Origin of the sequence: Shinella sp. HY16 (assembly GCF_028534175.1) — a bacterium.
Taxonomy (GTDB): Bacteria; Pseudomonadota; Alphaproteobacteria; order Rhizobiales; family Rhizobiaceae; genus Shinella.
Genome location: NZ_JAHYXL010000004.1, coordinates 96,561 through 116,514, shown reverse-complemented (window position 1 = coordinate 116,514; position 19,954 = coordinate 96,561). Strand labels below are relative to the sequence as shown.

The window sequence follows — 19,954 nt, the reverse complement described above, 5'->3', positions numbered from 1 at the left end:
TCCCATCACGCACCCTCCTCGTACCAGAACGTATCCGGCATGTAGACCCCGAGGAAGGCGGTCGGCTGGAAACCGCAGAGGGCCTTTTCCGGCATGTTGCGCAGCTGGCGCGCACGCACCACCGGTTGGGAAATGCCGTTGACCGTGCCGATGGTGAAGACCTGGTCGGCGTGATGGGCGAGCATTTCATGCCAGATCGCCGTGCGCTCCGCTTCCGTCGTCGTCATTTCCCAGGCGGCGAGCCTGTCGACGAGATACTGCACCTCGGGCATGTCGGGCGGCTCGCCCTTGGTCTTGACGGTCGCGTAGTACATGCCCCAGACGGGCCACTGGTACTGGTCGTCGGAGCTCGGCGCCAGTTCGGCGGGCGACATTTCCGGTGTGGGCACGCCATTGTCGAGCCCGTACCAGACGGACATCACCACCTCGCCGCCGATGGCGCGGCTGCGGAAGATGTCGCGCTGGGAAACCCGTACGAAAAGCCCGAGGCCGATCTCGCGGAAATAGTCGGTGACGAGTTCCAGCACGTCCGTTTCCAGCGTGCTCTCGCCGGCGCTCTCGATGACGACCTGGGCGGGGCGGCCATCCGGAAGAAGCCGCGTGCCCTCGTCGTCGCGCTTGTCGAGCCCGGCCGCATCGAGCAGGCGGTTGGCCTCCGCCGGGTCGTAGCCGGCATAGGCCTTTGCATAGTCCGGCTTGAAGAGGGTGCTTTCCGGCAGCACCGTGTTGGCACTTTCCTGGCCGAGGCCGTAGAAGACCGCCTTGTTGATCTCCGTACGGTTGATGGCGAGCGACATCGCCCTGCGCACGCGCACGTCGCGCAGCACCGTGCGCCAGCCTTCATCGCCGCAGTTGAGATTGGGGATCAGGGCGACACGCGAGCCCAGCGTGCGTTTCCACAGCATCACGTTGATCGGATACGTCGCCTCGGCGCTCTTCAGCAGCGTGTAGTCGGTGAAGTCGAGATTGCCGATCTGCAGGTCGCTTTCCCCGGTCGCCGTCTTGGCGGAGATGAGATCCGGCGAGGAGACGTTCAGCACCAGCCGGTCGACATAGGGCAGCTGCGTGCCGTTCTCGTCGACCCGGTGGAAGAACGGGTTGCGCTCGAAGATGAACTGTTCGGCGGGCGGGGCGGTGCGCGGCCGCCAGGCCTCCAGCGTCGGGAGATCCGGGTTTTCCGGCCGGGTCTGGCGCGACATCTTGATGTGCAGGCCGCGCCAGTCGTCGACGCGCTGCTTCTTGATATGCTTTTCCAGCGCCTCCGCTGTCTGGAACTTCTTGTGGAACTGCCGCATGTAGGCGGACGGCAGCGCCAGCACCAGCGGAATGGGCGAGGCGAGTTTCGGCAGGAAATCCGGGATCGGCTTTTCCCAGGTGTAGCGCACCGTCAGCGGATCGACCACGTCGAAGGCGGGCGGCTTGCCTTCGACGAGCAGGTCGGTGGGCGGACCACCCTTCAGGAGCTCGCGGTTGAGGATGACCTCTTCCCAGCAATAGCGGAAGTCCTCCACCGTGAAGGGGTCGCCGCTCGACCATCTGTGCCCTTCGCGCAGGCGGAAGGTGAAGATGCGCTCCTCTTCCACAGTGAAGCTCTCGAGGATGTCGGCGACGAGCTTCAGGTCGCGATCGTAGCCGACAAGGCGCGAATAGCTGTTGATCGGGACGAGGCGCACGTCGCGCTGGCCGCCGATCAGGATGCGCAGCCGCCCGCCTTGCTTGCCGGGGACGCCGCCGAGCGCGGCGGTGTTGACGACGCGTGGCACCTTCGGCAGGCGCTCTGAAACCGGCGGCAGTTCGCCCGCCGCGATCTTGTCCTTGAAATAGGCGGCATCGCTGTCCAAGCCGCGGGCGATGCCGGGAACGAAGGCGGCGGCCAGCAGGCCGAGTGTGGTGCGGCGCGTGATCACGAGCAAAGCTCCCGCATGTCGGCATTCCTGCGGGCAAGCACGAAATGGCCGCCACCGAGATCGGCCGGCGCCAGCCCCTCGCTGCCCTCCTCGTCGCGGAAGACCTGTGCCCAGCTCTCGCGCGAGACGGCGCTGGTCCGGCCGGCCGTCTCGAAGTTCAGCGGGCGCTCGAGATCGGGGAAGGGAACGGCATCGAGCAGCGCCCGCGTATAGGGATGCACCGGCGCGGTCATGATGATCTCGCGCGGCGCGATCTCGACGATGCGCCCGGCCCACATCACGGCGACCCGGTCGGCCATGTAATCGACCACGGCAAGGTTGTGCGAGATGAAGAGATAGGTGAGGCCGAGGTCCTTCTGGAGGTCCTTGAGCAGGTTGAGGATCTGCGCCTGCACGGAGACGTCGAGCGCGGAAACCGGTTCGTCGCAGATGATCATGCTCGGGCCGAGGGCAAGTGCCCGGGCGATGCCGATACGCTGGCGCTGACCGCCGGAGAAGGAGTGCGGATAGCGCTTCAGCGAGGCCTCGTCGAGGCCGATGGCGCGGATCAGCGCCTTCGACGCCATCCTGCGCTTGGCCGCATCGCCATAGTCGTGGATGTCGAGGGGTTCACGCAGGATGTCGCCGACCGTCATGCGCGGCGAGAGCGAGGATTGCGGGTCCTGGAACACCATCTGCAGGCGCGTGCGCAGCGATTGCAGCTCGGCGCCCTTGGCGTTCAGCACGTCGACCGGCCCCTTGCCGTCGTCGAACAGCACCGATCCGGCGTCCGGCTTGATCGCGCGCATCAGGATCTTGCTGACGGTGGTCTTGCCGCAACCGCTTTCGCCGACGAGGCCGAGACATTCGCCGCGCCTGATGTCAAAGCTGACGCCATCGACGGCCGGCCGCGGCTTTTCCTTCTGCTGGCCCGGCATGGCCCAGTTGTCCTTGCGGGTCACGAAGGTCTTGCTGAGGTCGCGGACCGAGAGGATGACATCCGGCCCGGTGCGGGCCTGATATTTCTTCGACAGCAGGCTGTCCTGGTTGACCTCGATCTCGCGCAGCGGCTTCAGCCGGTCGCCGCGCTTCATGCCGAAATGCGGGATCGCCGCCATCAGGCCCTTGAGGTAGGGATGGGCAGGCCGATGGAAGATCGTCTCGACCGGCCCCGCCTCCATGATCTCGCCCTGGTAGATCACCACGACCTCGTCGGCGATGTTGGCAACGACGCCGAGATCGTGCGTGACGAGCAGCACCGCCATGTCCATCTGCTGCTGCAGGTCGCGCAGGAGTTTCAGGATCTGCGCCTGGATGGTCACGTCGAGCGCCGTGGTCGGCTCGTCGGCGATCAGCAGCGCCGGGCCGCAGACGAGCGCCATGGCGATCATCGCGCGCTGGCGCATGCCGCCGGACAACTCGAAGGAATACATGTCGTAGACCTTGCGCGGATTGTTGAAGCCGACGCGCGCCAGCATGTCCTCGCAGCGCTCGCGCATCTCCGCGACGGTAAGGCCGGTGTGGATGGCAAGGGACTCGCTGATCTGGTCGCCGATCGTGTGCAGCGGCGAAAACGAGGTCATCGGCTCCTGGAAGATCATGCCCATGCGCCCGCCGCGAATGGAGCGGATCTTCTTGCCGTCGCGGGGCAGGGGCAGGATGTCGATCGGGCCTTCGTCGGAGAGCGGGTCGTCGAAGAGGATCTTGCCGGTGACCCGCGCGGTCGGCGGCTGCAAGCCCATGGCGGTCTGGCTGATGACGGACTTGCCGGAGCCGGATTCTCCCACGAGGGCGGTCACCTTGCCGGGCAACACCCTGAGATTTGCGCCCCTGACGGCAGTGATCCTCGCGCCCATCAGGGAGAAGGAGACGTGCAGGTCTTCAATCCGCAGCAGGTCCCTCGGCCGGCGCATCGCATTCGAATTCATATGTGCTTTCCCGCCTGACGGATTTTATCCACGCGGCCTTTTCTTGATGTTCCCCGCCAAGACACTAGCGCGCACACTTTTTTCTGTCCACGCCTTACTCCAGGCAAGGTTGGGGGTTGTCGTTGCTCCGGCCGGGACCGAATATGAAGAAACGCCGCCGGCAGACGGGCACGCTCTTGCTTCAACCCCGCCGGCGGATGCAAAACCGCTTCGCACTTTTGCCGGAACTCCCCTAGGACAGCTTGATGTCAGCCAAGCAACGATTGAACGAACAACTGGAAAAAGCCGCCGAATACCGCGAGGACGGCGATTTCGGTGCCGCCTGGCAGGTGCTGGAGGCGGTTTCCGCCGATCCGGAGCGTGCCGCCCTCGGGCAGGAAACGGCGCTCGGCCTGCCGCGCCGGCTGCATTCGGCTTTCCTCAAGCTCGCGAAGGCCGAGGACGATCCGCTGGAGCGGATCGGCTACCAGTACCATCTCGTGCCCGATCCGGACCTTCTGGCCACGCACGGAACCTTCTCCTCGGCCGAGCGGCGGGCGATCGCCGAGGCGAACCGCACCGCGATCCCGCCCGTCATCCATCAGGTCTGGATCGGGCAGGGGGCCGTGCCGCCCTCGGCCAAAGCCTGGGAAAAGCACGCCAAGGCCCATGGCTATGGCCATTTCCTCTGGCGGGAGAAGGACCTGGAAGAGGCCGGCATCCACGAGAACAAGGCGTTCCGCGCCATGCTGGAGCGGGGCGACTATCCCGGCGCCGTCGATATCGCGCGCTATCTCCTCGTCGAACAGGAGGGCGGCATCTACCTCGATTGCGACTGGTATCCCGCCCGCGCCGACATCAGCTTCCACGATCTCTTGCCGATGACCGGGCTGACCGCCATGGCGGAGGACATTCCCCGCAAGACCGGCCGCGGCAGCCTGCTGCTCGCCAATTCCTTCCTGGCCGCGCCCGCCCATCACCCGGTCCTCATCCGCCTCAATGCGGTGCTGCCCGATGTCGTCGCGGCCATGCCCGGGGCGCCGGCCTGGTGGTCCACCGGCCCGCTGATCTTCACCGTCATCGCCCGGGGCGGCGCGATCACGCTGGCCGACGCCGCGCTTGTAGCGGGCGACCTGCCGCGCGGCGCACCGTTCGGCGATGTCGAGGCGGCCTGCCGGGCGGCCGAGCATGACGATGGCGGGTTGTTGCTGGCCTGGAAATCGTGGTGACAGGCGCCCCCTGGCCCGCAGGGCGGAAGGCGCGGGGTGGCGAAGACCGCCGCCGCACACTAGATACCGCCCGCATTCCGCTTGAAGCGGGCGGCGTTCCGTGCTTTGCCCGGCGTCGTATTCTATCTGTGATCGTCGACGGCCAGGACAGCCGCGAAAAGGTCCCATCCGGAGAAGAAGCATCATGAAGATCGCGATGATCGGTTCGGGCTATGTGGGCCTGGTATCCGGCGCCTGTTTTGCCGATTTCGGCCACACCGTCGTATGCATCGACAAGGCCGAGGCGAAGATCGAGGCGTTGAACCGCGGCGAGATCCCGATCTTCGAACCGGGCCTCGAGGCGCTGGTGGCGGAGAACGTCAAGGCGGGCCGGCTCTCCTTCACCACCGAATTTTCCGGCCCTGTCAGCGAGGCCGACGTCGTCTTCATCGCCGTCGGTACGCCTTCGCGGCGCGGCGATGGCCATGCAGACCTCTCCTATGTCTACGCCGCCGCCCGCGAAATCGCCCAGTCGGTCAAGGGTTTCACCGTCGTCGTCACGAAATCGACCGTGCCCGTCGGCACCGGCGACGAGGTCGAGCGCATCATGCGCGAAACCCGCCCCGAGGCCGACATCGCCGTCGTGTCGAACCCGGAGTTCCTGCGCGAGGGGGCTGCGATCAGCGATTTCAAGCGACCGGATCGCATCGTCGTCGGCATCGAGGACGAGCGGGCGCGCGAGGTGATGACGGAGGTCTACCGGCCGCTCTACCTCAACCAGTCGCCGCTGCTCTTCACCACCCGGCGCACCTCCGAGCTGATCAAATATGCGGCCAACGCCTTCCTCGCCATGAAGATCACCTTCATCAACGAGATTGCGGATCTCTGCGAAAAGGTCGGCGCGGACGTGCAGCAGATCTCGCGCGGCATCGGCCTCGACGGGCGCATCGGCGCCAAGTTCCTGCATGCCGGCCCCGGTTATGGCGGCTCGTGCTTCCCGAAGGACACGCTGGCGCTGGTCAAGACCGCGCAGGACAATGACAGCCCCGTGCGGCTGATCGAGACCACCATCGCCATCAACGACACGCGCAAGCGCGCCATGGCCCGCAAGGTCGTCACCGCACTTGGCGGCGAGGTGCGCGGCAAGAAGATCGCCGTGCTCGGCCTCACCTTCAAGCCGGAGACCGACGACATGCGCGACGCGCCGTCGATCTCCATCATCCAGGCCCTGCAGGACGGCGGCGCGAAAGTTTTCGCCTACGACCCCGAGGGCATGGAGGCCTCCAGGACCGTGCTCGACCACGTGACCTACGGCACCTCGCCCTACGACATTGCCGAGGGTGCGGAGGCGATGGTCATCGTCACGGAATGGAACCAGTTCCGCGCGCTCGATTTCCAGCGGCTGAAGGCGAGCATGGCCAAACCCGTGCTGGTGGACCTGCGCAATGTCTACAAGCCGGAGGAAGTGGCCCGCCACGGCTTTGCCTATTCGAGCATCGGCCGCGGCACCTCTCCGATGGTCGCACCGGTCTCCGAGGCGGCGGAATGACGCATTTCCTCGTCAGCGGCACCGCGGGCTTCATCGGCTTCCACCTCGCGCGGCGCCTGCTCGCCGACGGCCACACGGTCACCGGCTTCGACGGCATGACACCCTATTACGACGTGCGGCTGAAGGCGCAACGCCTCGCCCTGCTCGAACCTCATGACGGCTTCCGCCAGGTCACCGGCCGGCTGGAGGACCGTGCCGCGCTCGATGCCGCGGCCGCGCTGAAAGAGCCCGACGTCATCCTCCATCTCGCCGCCCAGGCCGGCGTGCGCTACAGCCTGGAAAATCCCGGCGCCTATGTGGAATCCAACCTCGTCGGCTCGTGGAACGTGCTGGAGCTGGCACGCGCGCTGCAACCAAAGCACCTGCTGCTCGCCTCCACCTCCTCGATCTACGGCGCCAACGAGAAGGTTCCCTTCGCCGAGACCGACCGGGCCGACGAGCCGATGACGCTCTATGCCGCCTCGAAGAAATCGATGGAACTGATGGCGCATTCCTACGCCCATCTCTACGGGGTGCCGACGACGGCCTTCCGTTTCTTCACCGTCTACGGCCCCTGGGGCCGGCCCGACATGGCGCCGATCAAGTTCTCCGACGCCATCCTCTCCGGCCGCCCGATCGACGTCTATGGCGAGGGCAGGATGAGCCGCGACTTCACCTATATCGACGACATCGTCGAGGCCATCGTGCGGCTCGTCGACGTCGTGCCGCGGGAAGACGGCCGTGTCACGGTGCCCGGCATCATCGATACGCTCTCGGCCGGCGCGCCCTTCCGCACCGTCAACATCGGCGGCGGTCAGCCGGTCGGGCTGATGACCTTCATCGAGACGATCGAAAAAGCGCTCGGCCGCCCCGCCACGCGCAACTACATGCCCATGCAGCCCGGCGACGTGCCCCGCACCTTCGCCTCCACCGACCTGTTGACCCACCTCACCGGCTTTGTCCCACGCGTGTCGCTGGAAGACGGCATCGCCGCTTTCGTGGCATGGTATCGGGAGTGGCGAGCGCACTGACACCGCGCTTTCCTGCCCACAGGGCAGGGATGGCGCAGGGGGACTGGGACCGCCAGACAGTGCCTCGGAGATCAGAGCCGCATTTTTCGCCCTCTGATCACATAAGACGATTTATGGAACGCATGTACCGGCCATGCCTCCTGCCGGAAGCGTCTCACCCGGCAGCCGGTTCTGTCGCATGGCAGGATTGCAGGTCGTAGAGGCGGAAGACCGGGCGGGGGCCGGCGGGGAGCGGTTTGGCGGGAGTGAAGGCGATGCGGCGTGTCTCGCCGGCCGCAAGGTCGAAGGCATTGTCGGAATAACGGCCGTCGGTGTCGGTCTCGATCATCACGAAGAGCGCCAGTCCGGTGGCGGTGACATCGAGGTGGATGATCCCGTCCGGTCCATCTTCCTGCGTGAATGTCAGCCCGGCCGGCTCCAGGTCCAGCGCCTTGTAGGTGCCATGCACATAGTGCCCTTCACCCTGCATGCCGTTCGATGCGGTGAAGCGCCAGACGATGAGGGCACCGGCCGGCAGATCCGCCGCCGTGACGGTCGCAGCGGTCACCGCGGCGTCCGGCGTGCAGGCCGCCCGGGCATCCACGAGCAGCCGGCGCTCTCCCTTCATGTCGAGGAGCGCGATCGAAAGGTCGACCGTGACATCGGCAAGCGTGTCGTTGACCAGCGAGAAGCGGATCGCTTCGCCGCCTTCCTCCGGGATTGCCGCGATCGCGACCGGCTGGAAGAAGCGGCGGACGAGATAGTGCATCGCCTTCCAGCGGCCGCCATAGTCGAGGCTCGACCAGGAGGCGACCGGCCAGGTGTCGTTGAGCTGCCAGTAGAGCGTGCCCATGCAATGCGGCTTCAGCGAACGCCAGTATTCCACCGCCGTCTTGATGGCGAGACCCTGCTGGATCTGGCTGAGATAGACGAAGTTCGGGAAATCCTTCGGGAAGCGGAAGTAGCGGAACATGGTGGCGGCAATGCGCTCGTTGCCGCCGGCATTCTTCTGATGCAGTTCCATGACGGGCGAGGCGATGTTCATATCCCTCGCCTCGGCATAGGTCTTGATGACGGGCAGCGACGTATAGGACTGGAAGCCGAACTCCGAGCAGAAACGCGGCCGCACGCTGCGGTAATTGTCGAACGGCTTGTTCTCGTGCCAGACGGACCAGTAGTGCATGTCGCCGGAGCCGTCGGCATGCCAGGCGTCGCCGAAATCGAGATAGCCGGAGGCCGGGCTCGACGGCCACCAGATCGCATCGGGCGCCGCCTTGCGCATCGCCTGCTCGATCGTGCGGTTCAGGCGATCATAGGACACCAGGTAACGGTCGCGGTCCTTCCGCGGCTCGTCGAACCAGGTGAGCGCGCCGACCAGCTCGTTGTCGCCGCACCAGAGCGCAAGCGACGGATGGGAGGAGAGGCGACGCACCTGGTAGTCCACCTCCCGTGCGACATTGTCGAGGAAGTCCTCGGTGGAGGGATAGAGATTGCAGGCGAACATGAAGTCCTGCCAGACGAGAAGACCCAGCCGGTCGCAAAGGTCGTAGAACCAGTCCGGCTCGTAAAAACCACCGCCCCAGACGCGGATCATGTTCATGTTGGCTGCCGCAGCGGATTGCAGGAGATCCGCGGTCCCGTCCGGGCTCGACAGTGAAAACAGCGCGTCGGCCGGGATCCAGTTGGCGCCACGGCAGAAGATTTCGCGCCCGTTGACCTTCAGCGCGAAGCGGCTTCCGGCCGCGTCAGGCGTGGTGACGAGCTCCACCATGCGCAGACCGATCTGCCTGACGACGACATCACCGGGCAGCTCCACGCGAAGCGTGTAGAGCGCCTGCTCACCGCTTCCCGCCGGCCACCACAGCCGCGGCGCGGCGATCTCGAAGACATGGGTGACAACCGTTTCGCCGGCATTGACGCCGACATCGAGGCGGACACGCTCGTCATCAAGCGCGAAATGGAGGGCCACGATGTCTGGGTTCTTCGCAAAAACCGTCGCCGCCACCTGCAGATAGACCGAACCATCCGCATTGTGCGTCTGCCGCGTCGTCACGTGCTCGATGCGGGCCCTGTCGAGCCGGCAGAGCCGGATCGTGCCGTAGAGACCCAGCGGCGCGATCGCGATGTTCCAGTCCCAGCCGAAATGGCACTGCGGCTTGCGCAGCATGTTGCCGTTGGGGATGGGCGAATTGCCGGGATGGTAGGGAACGTAGAAGGGCTGCCGGGCCTGTCGGTCGGCACTCGCCGCGATGCTCGACTGGAAGACGATGCGGATGACATTCTCGCCCGCCTTCAGCTGGGCGCCGACATCGGGCCGGTAGCGGCGGAAGCAGTTGTCGGCGAGCAGCACCGGCGCGTCGTTGACGAAGACGGCCGCCACCGTGTCGAGATAGTCGATGTCGAGGTACCAGTCGCCATCCGGTTCCGGCAACAGGAAGCGGCGCTCGAGAACCCAGCCGCGGTGCGCCACCCATTGCACCGCCTCCTCGTTGCGGCCGACATAGGGATCAGGAATGAGGCCCGCGGCCGTCAGCGCCGTGTGCACATCGCCCGGCAGCGTGATCGGCGCCGTGATGTCGCCATCGGCCGAGGTGAGTGTCCACGGGCCGGAAAGATCGATCGCGGGATTGGCTTTCGGCAAGGATGTCATGGCTTTGTCCGGATCTGCCGCTCGATGGACGACCGGCGGCCTGCAGGGATCGGCAGTGACGATGACCGCACGCGCAGGTGCATCGACATTCGCCAACTTAATCGATAATGTAAATTGCTACGCCACATCGGAATATTTTTCAATACACCACCAAAGCATCTTCTACTATTCTGATTCATAAAGATATTTTTCCGAGCGGGGATATCACCCAAAATACTTTATCGTTAAAGCAAATCGTAGAAAATTTCGAGCGGATGCCCGGCGGGCCTGATCGCATCAGGCGCCATAGGGAAATGGAGAGCGACATGCGGGATGGAAACCTGCCGCCCACCCTGAAGACGATCGCCTTCATGACGGGCCTCAGCACCACATCGGTTTCACGCGCGCTCAGCGATGCGCCGGATATCGGGCCGGAAACCAAGGAACGTGTCCGGCTCGTCGCCAGCCAGATCGGCTATCAGCCGAACAGGGCGGGCCTGCGCCTCCGGACGGGCAGGACCAGCGTGCTGGCGCTGGTCCTGAATGTCGACGACGAGATCATGGGCTTCACCAGCCAGATGATCTTCGGCATTTCGCAGGCGCTGAAGGACACGGGATACAATCTGATCGTCAGCCCGAGTTCCCATGACAGCGATCCCCTGCTGCCGGTCCGCAACATCCTGCAGAGCCGCTCGGCCGACGGCGTCATCATTATGCGCACTGCGCCGGACGACCGGCGCGTGCAGCTGCTGCTGGAGAAGGACTTTCCCTTCGTGACCCATGGCCGGACCGATTCCGGATGGACGCATCCCTTCCACGATTTCGACAATGAGAGCTTCGTCTATCAGGCCGTCGGGAAGCTGGCCGGCCGGGGCCGCAGGCGCCTGGCGATCATCCGCCCTCCCCGCGACCTCACCTACGCGGCCCATATCGCCGCCGGGCTCGAGCGCGGGCTGCGCGACTTCGGCATGACCGAGGTGTCGTTGCCGGTCTCGATCGACACCCCCCTTCTCGACGTCAGGGCCGCGATGGACCGCGCGATGCGGGCGCCGGAGCCGCCGGACGCCGTCCTCTGCGTCAGCGCCAGCCTCGCCGTTGCCGTCAGCGCTGGTGCCGAGATGGCCGGCAAGGAGATCGGCAAGGACCTCGACATCGTTTCCAAGCAGGTCTCGCCCGCCCTCAACTGGATGCGCCCGGAGATCCTGACGGCCGACGAGGACGTGCATCTGGCCGGCCGCGAGATGGCGAGAGCGCTGATGGCCCGGATCGCCGGCGCCGATGCCCGCAGCCTGCAAACCCTCAGCCATCCGGTCTGGAAAAATCCCGAAGCGGCCTCACACCTGCGTTGATCGGCACCGCGCCGGCGCAACGCCCGGTTCGCATGCCGGCAAGCCCGGCGGGGAAAACACCCGGCGCCAACCCTGGCAGTGTTGCAGGCAGGCGCCCGTCGTGCTGAAACCAGCAAACCGGTTTTGTCCAGCGGAGGAGTGTTTCGTGACGGTCAGGACATTCGGCAAATCGTCTGACGAGACGATCCAGCGGCAAAGGAAACGCCTTGCCGCACTGGAAAACCTCGATCTCCTCAACGGCCCGCGCGACGCGGGCTTCGACCGGTTCGTCCGGCTGATCCAGCAGATCTTCACCGTGGAGATCGGCCTCGTCTCCCTCATCGACGGGCATCGGCAATGGTACCAGGCCTGCTCCGGCCTTTCCGCAGACGAGGTCCCGCTCGAGGATACGTTCTGCCGCCATGTGCTTGTCGACGAGCAGCCGATGATCGTCCAGGACGCGACGCGGGATCCGCGTTTCGTCGCGCATCCCGCGGTCACCGGCCCCGAGCACATCCGCTTCTATGCCGGCGTGCCGCTGAAGACCAAGGCCGGCTCCACAGTCGGCACGGTCTGCGCGATCGACCGGAGGCCGCGCTCCTTCGGCCGGAAGGATCTCGACATCCTGCAGGAGCTGGCGGGGGCTGCGATGGACCGGATCGAACTGATGCAGGCGGCCGCGACCGACAGCCTGACCGAGGCCCTCACCCGCCGCGCCTTCAAGCGCGAGGCGGAACAGCTGATCGCCGCGGCACTGCGCCACAAGCATGACCTGTCGTGCCTGGTGCTGGATGTCGATCACTTCAAGAACGTCAACGACACCCACGGCCACGCGGCGGGCGACGAGGCACTGAAGGCCGTGGCCGCCGCCTGCCGGTCCAGCCTGCGCGCCAGCGATCTTTTCGGGCGGCTCGGCGGCGAGGAGTTCGCCATCGTACTGCCCCATACCAGCGCGGAAGATGCGATGATCACCGCGGAAAAGCTGCGCGGCGAGATTGCCGCACGGCCGATTTCCGGCACCTTCGGCACACTCGCCGTTACCGCCAGCTTCGGCTGCGCGGCCCTGTCCATCGTCGGGCGGGACATCGAAACGTTGCTGGCCCAGGCGGATGCCGCCATGTACCACGCCAAGCAGAACGGGCGAAACCGCTGCACCGCCTGGTCGTCCCTGCAGGCGGCCGGCGGTATCGGCGCACGGCGGCGCGTGCTGAAGGCCGGATCCATCATCTTCAACGACCGCCGCTCGACGATCGACTGCACCGTCAAGAGCCTCGGCGTGGACAGCGCGGGCATCACGGTCAGCAATTCCGCGGGCATACCGCCCGATTTCATGCTCTCCATCAAGGCGGAGGGCTTCGAAACGGCCTGTTCGGTCATTGCCCGCGACCGGCAGAACCTCGAAGTGGCCTTCTGCTAGCAAGCGGCAAGCCGGTCAGGAGACCTTGCCGCGCTCCGCAAGAAAATCGAGCAGCGCCCTCACGCGGGAAGGAAGCGGCCCGCCCTGGCCGACATAGACCGCATGGAAGGCCTCCTTCTCTTCGGCACCAAGATGCCCGAGCACAGGCACGAGGCGGCCGGCGGCAATGTCTTGGCGCACGGTGAAGGCGGAAAGACGGGCAAGGCCGACCCCCGCCAATGCCAGATAGCGAAGGGCTTCGCCGTCGCTCGCCTGGATACGGCCCGTGGCGGGCACGATGACGGCCTTGCCGTTCTCCCGCAGCGGCCAGCCGTCCACTGCCCGCGTATAGCCGAAGCCGAGGCGGTTGTGCGCCTGAAGCTCGGCGATCGTGCGGGGTTCGCCGCAGCGTGAAAGGTAGGCGGGCGCGGCAACGACGACCAGTTGCGTCTCCCCCAGCTTGCGGGCGATGAGGCTCGAGCTTTTCAGCGGTCCGGCACGCACGGCGACATCGGTGCGCTCGGCAAGAAGATCGACGACGGCGTCGGTCAGAATGATGTCGAGGGTGATGCCGGCATGCAGCGCCAGAAACTCCGGCAGAAGCGGCGCGAGCACATGCGTGGCATAGGACGCGCTGGTGTTGATGCGCACGCGCCCGACCGGCTGCTCCCCGAGGCCCGCCGCCCGCTCGGCATCCTCCAGATCAGCCAGGATGCGCTTTGCCCGCTCGTAGAACGCGCAGCCCTCCGGCGTCACTTGCAACTGCCGCGTCGAGCGGTTGAGCAGGCGTGCACCGAGCCGCGCCTCCAGCCGCGCGATGAGCTTGCTGACCGCCGAGGGCGTCATGCCCGCGGCACGCGCAGCGGGCGAAAATCCCCCGAGCTCAACCACGCGCGCAAAGATCTCCATTTCGCCGGATCGGTTGACTTCGGATCGACCCATGATGAATTCAACTCACAAATTATGTTCCTCTCGGATATCTAATTCACCCCTTCGTCAGTGTCTATCTTCCGGTCAACACACGATTGGAGTGGACAATGCCTCTAGCGCTTTACGCCCTGACGGTTGGTGCCTTCGGCATCGGCGTCACCGAATTTGTCATCATGGGCCTCCTTCTGGAGGTCAGCAGCGAACTGAACGTCACCATCGCGGCCGCGGGGCTGCTGATTTCCGGCTACGCGCTCGGCGTCACCATCGGCGCACCGATCCTGACGGCGATGACCGCACGCTGGCCGCGCAAGCGCGTGCTTGTCGGCCTGATGGCCATCTTTGTCGCCGGCAACGCTGCCGCGGCGCTTGCGCCGGACTACGGCTGGCTGATGGCGGCACGCGTGCTGACGGCATTGACCCACGGCACCTTCTTCGGCGTCGGCTCGGTCGTCGCCACGAACCTCGTCGCCGAGGACAAGCGCGCCTCCGCCATCGCCCTCATGTTCACGGGACTGACCGTAGCGACGGTGATCGGCGTGCCGTTCGGCACCTGGCTCGGCCAGCACTATGGCTGGCGGTCCACCTTCTGGGCCGTGACGCTGGTCGGACTGGTCGCGCTGATCGTTCTCGCCACGCTGGTTCCCCGGGATACGGCCGCGCTCGCCGCGCCGGACTGGCGGGCCGATCTGCGGGCGATCGCCCGCCCCGCCGTCCTGCTCGGTCTCCTGACCACGGTGCTCGGCTATGCCGGCGTCTTTGCCGTCTTCACCTATGTCGCGCCGCTTCTGACTGAGATCAGCGGCTTCTCGGATACCGCGGTGTCGCTGATCCTTCTGGTCTTCGGCGGAGGGCTGGTCGTAGGCAACCTGCTGGGCGGAAGGCTCGCCGACCGCAACCTGCTGCGCTCCATCTTCGGCACCCTTGCCGCCCTCGCCCTTGTGCTCGGGCTGATGACCTTCGCCTTCAACAGCCAGGTGGCCGCGGTGATCTTCATCGGGCTCCTCGGGGCCGCCGGCTTTGCCACGGTCGCCCCCTTGCAGATGTGGGTGCTTTCCAAGGCGGAAGGCGCAGGCCAGAGCCTCGCTTCGAGCTTCAATATCGGCGCCTTCAACCTCGGAAACGCCATCGGCGCCTGGGTCGGTGGCGTGATCCTCGACCAGGGGCCCGGCCTCGCCTGGGTGCCGCTCGTCGCCGCCGCCTTTCCCGCCGTCACCATCCTCGTCGCCGCGCTTGCGGCACGGAGCCCGCAGCCTTCCGCGCAAACCGTCTACGCAAATCAAACCGCAGGATTGAGCAAATGACCTCTCTTACATCACACTGGCCGACCCGCCGCCGTCAACCGCGTGAAAAACCTGCCGGCACCGTGCTTCTCGCCAGCACCCTCCTGCTTGCCGCCGCCCTCTCCGGCCCATCGCCGGCGATGGCCGCAGAGACGAGCTGGGTCGGAACCTGGGCGGCGAGCCCCCAGCCAATCTGGGGAGCGGATTTCGCCCTGCCGACGAAAATCCCCGCCTCCGTGACGGACGAGACCATCCGCCAGATCGTGCGCGTCAGCCTCGGCGGCTCGCGCATCCGCCTCGTCTTTTCCAATGCCTATGGCGACCGTCCGCTGCGGATCGGCGGAGCGAGCGTGGGGCTCGCCGGAGAAACCGGAGCGGTATCCGGCACGATCCATAAGATCACCTTCGGGGGCGGCGATACGATCGTCGTGCCACCCGGAGCGCCCGTCGTCAGCGATCCCCTGGACATCGAGGTCGATGCCCAGGGCAAGCTCGCCGTCTCCCTCTACCTGCCCGGCGAAACGCCGCTGACCACCTTTCACTGGGACGGCCGGCAGACAGCATGGTTCGGCAAGGGAGACCTCACGGCGGCGAAGGACTTCCCCGCGACGGCGAGCACGGACACCCGCCTCTTCCTCAGTCAGGTACTGGTCGATACGCCGAACGAAGGCACCGTCGTTGCGATCGGAGATTCGATCACCGACGGGAACGGCGCGACGGTCGATGCCGACACCCGCTGGCCCGACTTCCTTGCAAGGCGCCTCGCCCCGCATCGGGTGGCCGTGCTGAACGCCGGCATTTCCGGCGGCAGGCTGCTGCAGGACAAGATGGGCGTGAACGTCGCCGCGCGGCTTGAGCGGGACGTGTTCTCCCAGCCGAACCTGAAGGCCATCATCGTCCTTATCGGCATCAACGACATTTCCTGGCCCGGCACGGACTTTGCCCCGAACCAGCCGCAACCGACGGCGCAAGACCTGATCGCCGGTTACCGGCAGGTGATCAGCCTTGCCCATGCGCGCAATGTCAGGGTCATCGGAGCGACGCTGCTGCCCTTCGAAGGTGCACTCAGCGGAACGCCGCTCGACAACTACTATCACCCCGACAAGGACGCCCTGCGCCAGGAGATCAATCGCTGGATCCGGGAGAGCGGCGCTTTCGATGCCGTCGTGGATTTCGACGCGGTGCTGCGCGATCCGGAGCGCCGTGAGCGCATCGCCCCGTCGTTCGATTCCGGTGACCATCTGCATCCTGGCGATGCGGGCAACCGGGCGATGGCGGAGGCCATCGATCTCGACGCACTGCTCGGCCGCTGATCCCGGCCACCGTTCCGCGCGGAAGGCCCCGGCTGTCCGCCGGGGCCCTCGCCTCATCAGTCGGCGACGGAAACATCCGGGGCGACGGAGCCGATATTGTAGCCTTCGAGCTGGGCGGCCGCGCCGTTCTTCTGCGGGAAGTTGAGGATCGTCGCGGTACCCGGCGTGACGGGAACGACGCGCGACGGCGGCAGGTCGAGGAATTCATGGCAGACGGCGCGGATGACACCGCCATGGGCGACGACCAGCAGGTCGCCCTCCGTGCGGGACATCCAGTCGTGCACACCATCGGCGACGCGGCCGCGGAAGGCGACCCACGTCTCGCCCCGCGTCGGGGTGAAGGTGCCGGCGCGCCAGGCGACGTAGTCCTCGGGATGGTCGGCGATCAGGTCCGGCTTGCGCAGGCCCGTCCACTCGCCCATGTCGAGTTCGCGGAACCGCTCGTCGGAGGGGGCGTCGGGGTGGCCGATGAGCGCGACGGTCTGCCGGGTGCGGCCGAGATCCGAAGCGATGATGCGGGCCGGCTTCAGCGCCTTGGCATAGGGGCGGAAGCGCTTGACCTGCGCGACGCCGCGTTCGGACAACAGCGAGTTGTCCTGGCCCTGCAGCCGCTGCTCGGCGTTCCATTCCGTTTCGCCGTGACGCATGAGGATCAGCCTCATTGATGTATCCTTTCTCCAGTGGCGGCAAAGACCGCATCGGGTGTTCGAATGAACGAGAGGGGGATCGGCTCGCCGGGCGTCGCCGTGAAATAGCCGTCCGCCATGCCGGTGATGCGCAGGTCGCCGATCATCGCGGTCACCATGGTGCGTCCGGCAATCGGCGCGGCCTCGGCAAAGCGCGCCGTCAGCGAGGGCATGCCGGCGACGACGCCGACGCCGACATCCTCGGCACGGTAGAGGAGCTGCGCTTCCGCCCGCCCGCCGGCAAGCGCCGCCGGCGCGAGGGCGAGGTCGTTGAAGAAGAGGGCATCGCCCTTGAGGCGCACCGGCAAGAGATTGGCCGGCGGCGTGCCGAGGAAGGTGGCGACGAAGGTGGTCTGCGGGTTGCGCAGGAGGTCGATCGGCTTGCCGAACTGCTCGACGCGGCCATTGTTGAGCACCGCGACGTGGGTCGCCATCGTCATCGCCTCCACCTGGTCGTGGGTGACGTAGACCGAGGTCGCGCCCGTTGCCCGGTGGATGCGCATCAGCTCGCTGCGCATCTCGATGCGCAGCTTCGCGTCAAGGTTCGACAGGGGCTCGTCGAAAAGCAGGATGCTCGGCTCGGGCGCGATGGTGCGGGCGATCGCCACGCGCTGCTGCTGGCCGCCGGAAATCTCCGCCGGATAGCGCTCTGAAAGCGCGTCGATGCCGAGCAGGGCAAGCACCTCCCTCACCCGCCGCTCGCGCTTTTCGCGCGGCCATCTCGCGACCTTCAGCGGCCAGGCGATGTTGCCGGCAACGGTCATGTGCGGCCAAAGCGCGTAGCTCTGGAAGACGAGCCCGGCATTGCGCCGGCCGGCATCGGCGATGACGCCGCCCGTGCCGCTGGAGACGGTCTGCCCGACGAAGGCGATCTCGCCCTCGCTCGGGCTTTCCAGGCCGGCCAGCATGCGCAGCAGGGTCGACTTGCCGCAGCCCGACGGGCCGACGAGAACCAGGAAAGCGCCGGGCGGAACGGAGATATCGACGTCCTGAACGGCGGTGAAGGCACCGAACCGTTTGACGAGATTGCGGATCTGGATGGCGTCCGCGGCGCCTTTCGCAAGGGCGTTCATGTCTCTTTCCATTTCTGGACGCGGTTCTGCAGGCCATGGGCGAGGAAGGAAGCCGCAAGGCAGACCACGAGGATGACGAGGGTGATGGCATTGGCGAACTGCATGAAGCCTTCGGCCGCATAGCGGTAAGCGACCATGCTGAGCACCGGCGAGGTGGCGGTGAAGAGCAGCACGACGAGCGAGAGGTCGCGCACCATCTTCACGAAGACGAGGATCGCCCCGGCGAACAGGCCCCGGATCGCCAGCGGGAAGATGATGGCGAAGAGGCGCCGCACGAGGCTCGCGCCGGTCAGCCGGGCGCTTTCCTCGATGTCGGCAGAGATCTGCCCGAGCACCGAGCGGCCGGACTGCACAGCGAAGGGCAGGTTGTGCGCCGAGGCCGCGATGACCAATAGCGCGAACGTGCCGTAGAGGGAAGGCAGCGGGCCGATGGGCGCACCGTAGAGCGCGATATAGGCCGCGGCGAAGGCGATGCTCGGGATCAGCAGCGGCAGGAAGGCAAGCTGGCTGAGCACGGTGGCGAGCAGGCTGCCGCGGCGCTGCACGATCGTATAGGCGAGCGCCAGGCCAAGCAGCATGGTGGTGAAGGCGACGACGAGGCCGAGGCGGATCGTGGTCCAGAGCGCATCGAGCAGCACGGGATTGCGGAAGATGCCGGCCTGGCCCTGCGCCATCTCGCCGCCGCCCTCGCCGATCCAGAAATGCAGCGTCCAGTTGGAGAACAGCGCACCGCTCTGCGGGGCGAGGCTGGAGGCCGCCAGAACGAGAACGGGCAGCACGGTGGTGACGAAGCCGATCAGCACGGCGAGCGCAAAGAGCGGCCAGCGCCAGCTGCCCAACGGGAAACGCTTGGTGCGCCCGCCCTTGCCGGTGACGGTGATGAAGGCCTTGCGGCCGGAGACGATACGGTCGGAGAGGAAGAGGAACAGGGCCGAGACGGCGATCAGCAGCAGCGCGATGACGAAGCCGCGCTCGTTCTGCCCGGTCTCGATCATGCCGAAGAGGCGGGTGGAGAGCGTCTGCATGCGCACCGGCAGGCCGAGCAGCGCGGGTGCGGCGAAGTTGGAGACGGCGCCGGCGAAGGTGAGCGAGGCGGCGGCGATCAGCGCGGGCGTGACGACCGGCAGGATGATGCCGAAAAAGATGCGGGGGCGTTTTGCGCCGGCCATCTGCCCGGCTTCGACAAGGTCGGCCCCGACGGAGCTGAGCGCGGCAGCGATGATCGTATAGGCCAGCGAATAATAGTGCGCGACGAGCACGATCGCCGTCGGGATGAGGCCCCAGGCGAGCCAGTCGGGAATGGCAAGGCCGCTCGTCTCGAAGAAACCCGCGGAACCGCCGAGCCGGGAATTGCGGAACAACGTGCCCCAAGCGAGCGCGGCGGCAAAGCTCGGGATCATGTAGGGTAACGTCGCCATCAGCGCGAGGAAACGACGGCCCGGCACGTCGGTGAGCACGACCAGCCAGGCAAGGAAGCCGCCCATCAGGAGGCAGCCGCCGGCCACGCTGAAGCCGAGGATCATCGTGTTGAGGAGCGGGCGCCACCACAGGTTGGCGGAGAGCCGGCTGGCGAGCACCGCCTGCCAGGCCTCGAGACCCTCGGGCGTCAGCGTGGACAGGAGAATGCGCAGGAGCGGCGCGACGACGAGGACGGCGACGATGGCGATGAGCAGCGCCGGCAAGAGAAAGCCCGATCGGAGCAGGCGCCTGCCCGATGGCACGGAAAGCGACGTGGATGTCATGATGATCCTCCACGTCCACCGGCGCACGCAAGGCGCCG

At 66.4% G+C, this 19,954-nt stretch carries 14 protein-coding genes; 7 read left to right on the top strand and 7 right to left on the bottom strand.

The genetic code is table 11. The features are described 5' to 3' along the window. Positions 1-5 precede the first annotated feature (5 nt). Together K0P03_RS29550 and K0P03_RS29545 are read right to left on the bottom strand one after the other, a co-directional pair. A complete protein-coding gene (locus K0P03_RS29550; RefSeq protein WP_272791454.1) occupies positions 6-1,907 on the bottom strand; it encodes an ABC transporter substrate-binding protein in 1,902 nt (633 codons plus the stop codon). Continuing rightward, entirely contained in the window at positions 1,904-3,799 is a 1,896-nt protein-coding gene (locus tag K0P03_RS29545; protein WP_081870547.1) for a dipeptide ABC transporter ATP-binding protein, read from the bottom strand. The genes K0P03_RS29550 and K0P03_RS29545 overlap by 4 nt, the downstream gene beginning before the upstream one ends. Positions 3,800-4,059: 260 nt before the next feature. Between K0P03_RS29545 and K0P03_RS29540 the strand changes: the two genes are divergently transcribed. The 3 genes from K0P03_RS29540 (at position 4,060) to K0P03_RS29530 (ending at position 7,560) form a co-directional block, all read left to right on the top strand. After that, positions 4,060-5,022, top strand: a complete 963-nt coding sequence (locus tag K0P03_RS29540; protein WP_272791453.1) for a mannosyltransferase — start codon at positions 4,060-4,062, stop codon at positions 5,020-5,022. 184 nt (positions 5,023-5,206) lie between these two features. After that, positions 5,207-6,550, top strand: coding sequence for a UDP-glucose dehydrogenase family protein (locus K0P03_RS29535; RefSeq protein ID WP_130516665.1), 1,344 nt, complete (start codon positions 5,207-5,209; stop codon positions 6,548-6,550). Then, positions 6,547-7,560 carry an NAD-dependent epimerase gene (locus tag K0P03_RS29530; protein WP_272791452.1) on the top strand — a complete coding sequence of 338 codons (1,014 nt, stop codon included), beginning with the start codon at positions 6,547-6,549 and terminating at the stop codon, positions 7,558-7,560. The genes K0P03_RS29535 and K0P03_RS29530 overlap by 4 nt, the downstream gene beginning before the upstream one ends. 154 nt (positions 7,561-7,714) lie before the next feature. On the opposite strand, the gene K0P03_RS29525 is transcribed toward K0P03_RS29530, so the two are convergent. Then, entirely contained in the window at positions 7,715-10,189 is a 2,475-nt protein-coding gene (locus K0P03_RS29525) for a beta-mannosidase (protein WP_272791451.1), read from the bottom strand. Between the two features lie 305 nt (positions 10,190-10,494). Between K0P03_RS29525 and K0P03_RS29520 the strand changes: the two genes are divergently transcribed. Next, the gene (locus K0P03_RS29520; RefSeq protein WP_272791450.1) at positions 10,495-11,517 is read left to right on the top strand and encodes a LacI family transcriptional regulator; all 1,023 of its coding nucleotides are present in this window, start codon (positions 10,495-10,497) and stop codon (positions 11,515-11,517) included. Between the two features lie 145 nt (positions 11,518-11,662). Beyond that, a complete protein-coding gene (locus tag K0P03_RS29515) occupies positions 11,663-12,913 on the top strand; it encodes a sensor domain-containing diguanylate cyclase (RefSeq protein WP_272791449.1) in 1,251 nt (416 codons plus the stop codon). A gap of 15 nt (positions 12,914-12,928) precedes the next feature. Here K0P03_RS29515 and K0P03_RS29510 read toward each other — a convergent pair whose 3' ends face one another. Next, complete coding sequence (locus K0P03_RS29510; protein WP_023516411.1) at positions 12,929-13,834, bottom strand: LysR family transcriptional regulator; 906 nt, start codon at positions 13,832-13,834, stop codon at positions 12,929-12,931. Between the two features lie 95 nt (positions 13,835-13,929). Between K0P03_RS29510 and K0P03_RS29505 the strand changes: the two genes are divergently transcribed. Continuing rightward, positions 13,930-15,123 carry an MFS transporter gene (locus K0P03_RS29505; RefSeq protein WP_272791448.1) on the top strand — a complete coding sequence of 398 codons (1,194 nt, stop codon included), beginning with the start codon at positions 13,930-13,932 and terminating at the stop codon, positions 15,121-15,123. Beyond that, positions 15,120-16,415, top strand: coding sequence for an SGNH/GDSL hydrolase family protein (locus tag K0P03_RS29500; RefSeq protein WP_272791447.1), 1,296 nt, complete (start codon positions 15,120-15,122; stop codon positions 16,413-16,415). Before K0P03_RS29505 ends, K0P03_RS29500 begins: the two co-directional genes overlap by 4 nt. A gap of 56 nt (positions 16,416-16,471) precedes the next feature. Here the strand turns inward: K0P03_RS29500 and K0P03_RS29495 are convergent, their stop codons facing one another. Genes K0P03_RS29495 through K0P03_RS29485 form a run of 3 tightly spaced genes read right to left on the bottom strand, consistent with a single transcriptional unit; the run spans position 16,472 to position 19,916 of the window. Further along, positions 16,472-17,077: a histidine phosphatase family protein gene (locus K0P03_RS29495; RefSeq protein ID WP_023516414.1), complete on the bottom strand. Its 606-nt coding sequence runs from the start codon at positions 17,075-17,077 to the stop codon at positions 16,472-16,474. Next, positions 17,074-18,174 carry an ABC transporter ATP-binding protein gene (locus K0P03_RS29490; RefSeq protein ID WP_023516415.1) on the bottom strand — a complete coding sequence of 367 codons (1,101 nt, stop codon included), beginning with the start codon at positions 18,172-18,174 and terminating at the stop codon, positions 17,074-17,076. The genes K0P03_RS29495 and K0P03_RS29490 overlap by 4 nt, the downstream gene beginning before the upstream one ends. Continuing rightward, a complete protein-coding gene (locus K0P03_RS29485; protein WP_023516416.1) occupies positions 18,171-19,916 on the bottom strand; it encodes an ABC transporter permease in 1,746 nt (581 codons plus the stop codon). The genes K0P03_RS29490 and K0P03_RS29485 overlap by 4 nt, the downstream gene beginning before the upstream one ends. Positions 19,917-19,954: the final 38 nt, after the last annotated feature.